The organism is Streptomyces sp. CO7 (assembly GCF_053474865.1).
This window is the reverse complement of sequence record NZ_JBRIOU010000174.1, coordinates 1-7,905: the sequence shown is the minus strand read 5'-3', so window position 1 is coordinate 7,905 and position 7,905 is coordinate 1. Positions and strand designations below refer to the sequence as shown.

The 7,905-nt window shown below is 77.3% G+C and carries 4 protein-coding genes; all 4 read left to right on the top strand.

Annotated features, from left to right (window positions below):
* Positions 1 to 34: 34 nt before the first annotated feature.
* The 4 genes from ACOV8S_RS31830 to ACOV8S_RS31815 all read left to right on the top strand — a co-directional run bounded on the left by ACOV8S_RS31830 (position 35) and on the right by ACOV8S_RS31815 (position 7,760).
* Complete coding sequence (locus ACOV8S_RS31830) at positions 35 to 3,268, top strand: FtsX-like permease family protein (RefSeq protein WP_448321981.1); 3,234 nt, start codon at positions 35 to 37, stop codon at positions 3,266 to 3,268.
* A gap of 245 nt (positions 3,269 to 3,513) precedes the next feature.
* Entirely contained in the window at positions 3,514 to 6,315 is a 2,802-nt protein-coding gene (locus tag ACOV8S_RS31825; RefSeq protein WP_448321983.1) for an FtsX-like permease family protein, read from the top strand.
* A gap of 74 nt (positions 6,316 to 6,389) precedes the next feature.
* Positions 6,390 to 7,355, top strand: coding sequence for an ABC transporter ATP-binding protein (locus tag ACOV8S_RS31820; protein ID WP_448321979.1), 966 nt, complete (start codon positions 6,390 to 6,392; stop codon positions 7,353 to 7,355).
* Between the two features lie 90 nt (positions 7,356 to 7,445).
* Positions 7,446 to 7,760, top strand: coding sequence for a hypothetical protein (locus ACOV8S_RS31815; RefSeq protein ID WP_448321977.1), 315 nt, complete (start codon positions 7,446 to 7,448; stop codon positions 7,758 to 7,760).
* The last annotated feature ends 145 nt before the right edge of the window (positions 7,761 to 7,905 follow it).

Genomic DNA, 7,905 nt, shown 5'->3' with positions numbered 1-7,905 from the left:
GGATTCGGTGGGGGAACGAGGCGTGCCGCCGGGCATGTTGCGGTTCGTCGTGCTGCGGGCCCGGGGGTATCGAGCCCTCCTGGGCGCCGCGCTGCTGACCGTCACACTGACCACGGCCGTGCTGGCCGCGCTCACCGCGTACTCGGGCGCCGTGGGTGACGCCGCGCTGCGGCGCTCGCTCGCCGGGCAGCGGACCGCGGCCGAGACCGCCCTGGTCGTCAAGGCCGACGTCCCGGCCGGCGACCGCGAGGCGGCCGACAAGGCCGTGCGGGTCGGGGCCCGCGAGGTCTTCGACGGGCTGCCCGTGCGGGTCGGCACCCTCCGGCGCTCCGGCCCCTACGCCCTGCCGCTCTCCCTGCGCCCGGCCTCCGAGCGGGAGGGGAACCCCGACCTCGTCCACTTCGCCGCCGTCGACCGCACGCAGGTGCGGACCGTTGCCGGCCGGCTCCCGCGCGACGCGGAAGCGGGCGGCCCGGTCGAGGCGGCGCTGCCGCGGAGCGCCGCCCGGCGGCTCGGAATCGAGCCCGGTGACCGCCTGACCGTCGCCGACCGGCTGGGCGGCCCGGCGGTGCGGGTGCTGATCACCGGCCTGTACCGGCCCAAGGACGCCGGCGCGCCCTACTGGCAGCTCGACGAACTGGACGGCCGCGGCGTGAAGGCGGCGGGGTTCACCACCTACGGTCCCCTGCTCACGACCAGCGGCGTGACGGAGTCCGGCCGGGTGAGCGCGGGGGAGTCGGGCTGGCTGGCGTCCGCCGACTACGCGTCCCTGACGACCGGGCGGATCGACGCGCTGCGCGAGGCGGCCCGCACGGAGAGCGCCGCGCTGCGCGAGCGCCCCGAGCTCAGCGGCACCACCGTCGCTGCCACCGGACTGCCCGACGTCCTCGACCGCGTCGAACGCTCCCTGCTCGTCACCCGCTCCAGCGTGCTGATCGTCGCCGTCCAGCTGGCCCTGCTCGCGGCCTGCGCCCTGCTGCTGATGGCACGGCTGCTCGACTCCGAGCGCACCGCCGAGAACCGGCTGCTGCGGGCACGGGGCGCCACCCGCGGGCGGGCGGCCGGCCTGGCCACGCTGGAGGCCCTGCTCATCTCCCTGCCGGCGGTGGTCCTGGCGCCGCTGCTGTCCGGCCCGCTCACCCGGCTGCTGTCGGGCCAGGGCGCGCTGGGACGCACCGGCGTGCGGATCGACGTGCCGGCCGGTGGACGGCCCGAGGTGTGGGCGGTCTCCGCGGCCGTGGCCGTGCTGTGCGCGCTGGCGGTCGCCGTCCCGGCGCTGCGGGCGCCGGACACCGGCCTCGCCGAGACGCGGTCGGGGGCGCTGCCCGCGCCGCTGCGCGCCGGGGCGGACGTCGGACTGCTCGCGGTGGCCGGGATCGCCCTGTGGATGCTCGGCGGGCGGCGCTCCGGCGCCGTCACCGCCGACCGTGAGGGAGTCCTCGGCGTCGACCCGCTGCTGGTGGTGGCGCCCGCGCTGCTGCTGCTCGCCGGCACGGTCCTGGTGCTGCGGCTGTTGCCCCTGCTGGCGCGCCTCGCCGAGCGCTTCCTGGTCCGGGGCCGGGGGCTGACCGCGGCCATGGTCGGCTGGCAGTTCAGCCGCCGGCCGACCAGGAACGCCGGTCCGGTGCTGCTCGTGGTCATCTCGGTGGCGCTGGGTGTGACGGCGATCGGGCAGGGCGCGTCCTGGCAGCGGTCCCAGGACGACCAGGCCGACTTCCGCGCCGGCGCCGACGTGCGCGTCATGGACCCCGGAGGCGGCGGCGCCGGCCGTGGCGACGTCTTCGCCGGGCTCGCGGACGTCGATGCCGTCGTCCCCGCCGTCCGCCGCACGGTGCTGCTCCCGGGCAGCCGTCACGCGACCGTCCTCGCGCTGGACACCCGGGAGGCGGACCGGGCGGTGCTCGCGCGGCACGACCTCACCGACGGCCCGCTCACCGCCGGTCTCGCGCCGCGCGGGACACCCACGGGCGTCGAGGTGCCGGCGGGCACCCGAGGGCTCACGCTGACCGCCACCCTGCACAGCTCACGGCCGGGGGAGGGCGCGGACGTCACGCTGACCCTGCGCGACCGGTACGGAACCTCCCACGAGATACCCTCCGGCCACCTCGCCGGCGACGGCCGCCCCCACCGGCTGACCCCCGAACTGGACGGCGCGCGAGGCCCGTTGGCACTGACCGGGATGCGGCTGCAGACGCCGCAGCCGGCCGGCCGGGCCCACCGGCACCGCCTGGTCCTCGGCACGCTCACCGCCCGGGAGGCCGACGGCGGCACCCGGGAACTGTCCCTGCCGACCCGGTGGACGACCGCGGTGGAGACCGACTCGGCCGCCACCGCGCCCCAGGACGCCTCCCTGCCGACCCGCCCCCGCGTCACGTCGACGGCCCCCGTCACCATGACCTACAGCACCGGATACCTGCTGCCCGACAGCCCGCCCGTCGCCGCCCCGGTGTTCCGGCTGGAGGTCGCCCGGCCCTCCGTCCCCGAGGTGCTCGCAGTGGCCACCGACCGTTTCCTCACATCGGCCGGCGCCCGCGTCGGACAGCGCACGGAGGTGCGGTTCGACGGCCGCCCGGTGCCCGTCCGGATCGTCCGCACCGCGACCGCCCTGCCCACCACACAGGCCACCGCCGAGGACGGCGGGGCCCTGCTGGTCGACCTCCGGGCCGTCGACTCGGTGCTGCGCGCCCGTGACGGGGAGGGGCTGCGGCCCGGCGAGTGGTGGCTGGGCACGAGCGACCCGGCGGCCACGGCCAAGGCGGCGCGGGACCTGCCCGGCGTCGACGCCGAGCAGGTGGTGGTCCGCGACGAGACGGCGGCCGAGCTGCGGGATGACCCGTTCGGGGCGGCCCCCGAGGCGGCGCTGCTCGCGGCGGCCGCGGTGACGGTCCTGTTCGTCTCGCTCGGCTTCGCGGTGAGCGCCGCCGGGGCGATGCGGGCCCGGGACGGCGAGTTCGCCGTGCTGCGCGCCCTCGGCACCCCGCACCGCCGCCTCGCCCGGCTGATCGCCGTCGAGCACGGCGTACTGGTGGCCCTGGCGCTGGCCGTCGGCACCGCCCTGGGCGTGGTGCTCACCCATGTCCTCGTGCCCCTGGTCATCCTCACCGGCGAGGCCGCCCGGCCGCTCCCGCCGGTGCAGGTCGACCTGCCGCTCGCTCCCCTCGCCGTGCTGCTGGCGGCCATCGCCGCCGGTCCCGCCCTGGTGACGGCGGCCCTCGCACTCCGGCGGGCCAGACCCGTGGTGACCCTCAGGGACGAGGTGACGCAGTGACCACCCAGCCCGAGCGCGGGCGGGAGACGTCCGAGCCCGAAGCGGCGCGACCCGACCACGAGCCCGCACCGTCCGACCACGAGGCGGCAGGGTCCGACGGCGAGGCAGCGCGGTCCGACCACGAGGCAGCGCGCCCCGACCACGAGCCCGCACGGTCCCACCGCGAGCCGACGGCGGCCGGGCGGAAGACCGGGGCGGCCGCACGGAAGGCGGGGGCGGCGGCGCGGCCGTCCGCGCCGGCCGGACTGCGGACCCGGCTGCGGGCCTTCGCCGGCACCTCCCTGGCCCTCGCGCTGCTGGTCGCCGTGACCGCCGCGCTGGCCGCCGCCTACCCGCGCGCCGTCGACCGATACGGGGACGCCGGGCTGCGCCGGGCGGTCGAGGAGGCGCTGCCGGACCTGACGACCGTGCGGGTGACCGCCCCGCCCGCCAGGGGGACCAGCCTCGAGGAGGCGGAGGCCGCGCTGCGCCCCGACGCGCTGGCCGCGGCGCAGGACGAGGTCCTCGGCACCGCCCGGACGCCGCTCGTGCCCGACCGCGAGCAGTCGACGTACGGCGTGCGCTCGACCGTCGTGCCGCTCGACGAGTGGCTTCCCCGGCCCTCCGACGTCCCCGCCCAGATGGTCGTCGCCGTCCAGCAGGACCTGGACTCCCACGCCCGGATCACCGAGGGCCGGATGCCCCGCACCGACGGCCCGGTGACCGCGGCGACCGAGCGGGTCGAGGCCGTCGTCACCGAGGACACCGCCCGCGCGCTGCGCATCGAGGTGGGCTCGGTGATCCACCTGCCCGACGTGGAGGGCACACCGCTCGCCGTGCGGGTCACCGGCATCGTCGTCCCGCGTTCGCCCGAGGGCGCCTACTGGTCGACGCTGCCGGTGCTGCGCGCCCCCGCGCTCAGCCAGGTGCCCGGCAGCATCCCGGCGGACTACTACTGGCTCGGCGGCCTGCTCCTCGCCCCCGACGCCGGACCCGCCCTCCTCGGCGTCCAGAGCGAGGACGATCTCACCCGCTACTGGCACCTGGCCCCCGATCTCGGAGCCCTGCGCGCCCACGACCTGGAGCAGCTGTCGTCCGCCGTCGCCGCACTGGAGGCGGGCCCCGGGGCGCAGCACCTGCGGACCGTCGTCGACCAGAACATGGAGACCCAGACCGGCCTCGACGAGGTCCTCGCCGGCCACGCCCGGCTGCGCGCGGGCGTCTCGCCGCTGCTGCTCCTCGCCGCCGTGGGCGCCGGCACCCTCGCGGTGATCGTCCTCGCCATGGCCGGCGGGGTGACCGCCGAGCGCCGCCGCGCGGAGCTGGCCCTGCTGCGGGCCCGGGGCGCCTCGCTGCCCCGTCTCGCCCTGCGGCTCCTGGCGGAGACGGCGGTGGTCGCCGTGCCGGCCGGCGCGCTCGGACTCGCCGCCGCGCTGCTCCTGCTGCCCGGCGCCCGCACCGGGTCCGCCGTCACCGCGGCCCTCGCCGTCACCCTGCTCGCCTGCCTCGTCCTGCCGCTGCGCGCGGCGGCGGCACACCGCACGGTCCGCCTGCACGAGGTCCGGGAGGACCTCGCCACCGCACGGCCGTCCCGACGCCGCACGGTGGCCGAGCTGACCGTCCTGGTCATCGCGGTGGCCGCGGTCCTCGCGCTGCGCCGCCAAGGGGCCGGCAGCACCGGACTGGTGGCCGCCGCCCCCGTCCTGACCGGCGTGGTCACGGCCCTGCTGCTGGTGCGTCTGCACCCGCTGCCGCTGCGTGCGCTGAGCCGGGCGACCGCCCGGGCGCGCGGGCTGGTGGTCCCGCTGTCGCTGGCCCACGCGGCCCGCGCCTCCGGCCTCGCCGTACTGCCGTTGCTCGCCCTGATCGTCGCGCTGACCACGGCCGCGTTCGGCGGTTCGGTCCTGGCGGGGGTGACGGCGGCCCGCGACCAGGCCGCGCTCCTCGCCGTCGGCGCCGACGCCCGGGTGGAGAGCGCCTCCGGCGTCCTGCCGCGCGGCCTCGCCGACCGTGTCCGCCGGCTGCCCGGCGTCCGCGACGCCACGGAGGCGAGCGTCGCCTACGAGGCGCGGCCGCTGCAGGACACCGAACCCGTGCCGCTGGCCGGGGTCGATCCCGGCGCCTACGCGGACCTGTCGCGACGGACCGGCCTCGGCGCGTTCGACGCGGCCGACCTGCGCGCGGCGTCCCCCGGCGCGGGAAGCGACGCGGACACCGGAACGGTGGACGGGGCGGACGCCGGCGACGTCCTGCCGCTGCCCGCGCTGGCCTCACCGGGCCTGGCCGAGCGGTACGGGACCGCCCCGGCCCCCGTCCGGCTGCCGGACGGCAGCGTCGTCACCGTCCGGATCGTCACGGTCCGGGACCGCACGCCGGCCGTCATCGGCGACGAGTTCCTGGTCGTCGACCGGGCCGGTCTCCCCGGCGACGCGGCCCGGGCGACCACCCTGCTGCTGACCGGCGACGCCCTGGACGGCAAGGCTCTCCGCGCGGCGGCGAAGGACGCGGGGGGCACATCGGAGAGCGAGGCCGCCTCGGACGCCGGGGGCGCCGAAAGCGCCGAGGACGCGGAGACGACCGTCCAGCTGCGCGCCGAGGAACACGCCCGGAACGTCGGCTCACCGCTGCAGTCCGGCGCGGAACGCCTCTACGCTGCCGCCGTCCTCGCGGGCGCCGGCTACGCGGTCCTCGCCCTGCTGCTGACCGTGCTGCGCACCGCGCCCGAACACCGCGGCCTGCTCGCCCGGTTGCGCACCATGGGCATGACCCGGGCGCAGGGCCGCCGGCTGCTCGTGCTCACCGCCCTCCCGCAGGCCCTGCCGGCCGCGGTGGGCGGCGTGCTCGCCGGCTGGGCCGGCATCCGCCTGCTGGCCCCCGGCGTCGACCTCACGGCCGTCGCGCTGACCTCCCCGTCCGCCGTCGACACGGTCGCGCTGCGCGCCGATCCGCTCTCCCTGACCGTCCCGGCGCTCGTCGTGCTGCTGCTGGCCGTCGGCGTGCCGGCCGGCCAGGCATGGTGGACCTCCCGGCGCGGCTCGGCACCCGAACTCAGGCTGGGGGACCGGTAGATGACCGGTACCACGGCAGGACCACGCCCTCCCCGGCACCGGCCGGTGTCCCCCCGTCCGCCCAGGAGCAGCCGATGACCGACAGCCCGACCTTCCACGAGCTCGCCGACCGCGCGCTGGCCGCGCGCGACGCCGCCGCCTACGGGCACGACGCCCTGATCACCTGCGACCGGCTGGTGCGGATCTTCTCCGCCGACGGGGTGGAGGTCCAGGCGCTGCAGGGCCTCGATCTCCTGGTGCGAAAGGGCGAGTTGATGGCGCTGGTGGGCGCCTCCGGCAGCGGCAAGTCCACCCTGATGAACATCCTCGCCGGACTGGACCGGCCCACCGCCGGCGCCGCCCGCGTCGCCGGGCACGACCTGCTCACCATGGGCGCCAAGGAGCGCCTCGCCTACCGCCGCGGCACCGTCGGCTTCGTGTGGCAGCAGACCTCACGCAACCTCCTGCCCTACCTCACCGCCGCGCAGAACGTCGCGCTGCCCCTTCAGCTGGCCGGCGCCGGGGGCCGGCGCCGCCGCCGGGCCGAGCGGGCCATGGAACTGCTCGACCTGCTGGAGGTCGCCGACTGCCGCGACCGCCGGCCGCAGCAGATGTCGGGCGGGCAGCAGCAGCGCGTCGCGCTCGCGGTGGCCCTCGCCAACGACCCGGCGATCCTGCTCGCCGACGAGCCCACCGGCGAACTCGACTCGCACACCGCGGAGCAGGTGTTCGCCGCGTTCCGCACCGCCAACGAGGCGCTGGGCACCACCATCGTCATCGTCACCCACGACCGCTCCGTCGCCTCCGAGGTCCGCCGCACGGTGGCCATCCGGGACGGACGGACCTCGACGGAGGTGCTGCGCCGCAGCGAGGTCGACTCGGCCACCGGTCAGGAGAGCCTGGTCGCCCGCGAGTACGCGATGCTCGACCGGGCCGGCCGCCTCCAGCTGCCCGCCGAATACACCCGCGCCCTGGGCATGCGCGACCGCGTCGCCCTGGAACTGGAACCCGACCACATCGCCGTCCGCCCCGACGACGCCCACGGGGACGGTCCCGCCTAGGCCGGGCCGCGGCCTCCTGGGGCCGGTTGCACGGGGCGAAAACCGGCTGACGTGCCGCCGGCCGGCGTGGGACGATCACCCTCGCCGTTCTTGACGATCTTGGAAGGGTTCTCCTCGATGCACTGGTACGAGGCGGTACAGCAGCAGTCCGCCGGAACGTACTTCCGGATGGCAAGCTCTTGCTCGGTCGGGGTGACAGTGCTCCTGAGCCATCACCGACGCCGGCCGGGGCGCGGCGTCGGCGAACCGGGGACACCCGTGCGCGGCGCTGACGTCCTGCTGCCGCAGGCGCCGCCCCGCGGGACCCGGCGGGTGACGGGCAGCGTGTACCTTTTCGCGCAGTCGATACTGATGCTGGGCGCGTTCGTCAGCCTGATCGTCGGCTGGTGGGTGTTGCGCGGCTGATGTCCCTGAGCCGAGTGGTGCTGTCCTCCGGCCGCCGGGTCGAACTCACCGAGCTGCGCATGTGGTCGACCTACGGCGGGATGCTGGAGGGCTACCCGTGCCGGCGCGTCAACGACTGGCAGCTCACCCGCCTGCGGCGGGTGGC